The organism is Escherichia sp. AM3, from assembly GCF_032029835.1.
GTDB lineage: Bacteria > Pseudomonadota > Gammaproteobacteria > Enterobacterales > Enterobacteriaceae > Escherichia > Escherichia coli.
On the sequence record NZ_JAVUPQ010000638.1, the window covers coordinates 1 to 381 of the forward strand.

The following is a 381-nucleotide window of genomic DNA, read 5'->3' on the forward strand; positions in this document are numbered from 1 at the left end:
GTACAGCTTTAATGCTGACACCCTGCCGGAACGTCTGGTGCGTCAGACGTTGTTTCGCGCAAACCGCCTCCTGATGGAGGCATATACCGAAATTCTGGAACTGGATGCGTGCTTTAAAGACTGAGAAGGAGATGAGAATGTACGGAACATGCGAAACGCTGTGCCGGGCGCTGGCAGCAAAGTATCCGGGAGACATGCCGCTGATGCTGGTTATCTGGTCCCCGGAAGAGATTCAGGCCCTCGCTGACGGAATGGATATTTCCCTGTCCGATCATGAAATCAGGACCGTCCTGGCGCGTCTGGAGGACATCCCGGAAGACCAGCGGACTGAATCCGGTATTTCTTCCGGCGTGGCGATGGAGATCATCAATAACGTGAGAG

General features: G+C 54.6%; 1 protein-coding gene and 1 pseudogene. Both read left to right on the forward strand.

Going from position 1 to position 381, the window contains the following annotated elements:
* Positions 1-124 (forward strand): annotated as a pseudogene (locus tag RTW80_RS27635) (hypothetical protein); the annotation flags it as partial.
* 13 nt (positions 125-137) lie between these two features.
* Positions 138-381: DUF1380 family protein (locus tag RTW80_RS27640; RefSeq protein WP_312721297.1), on the forward strand; the 244-nt coding region annotated here is incomplete at its 3' end.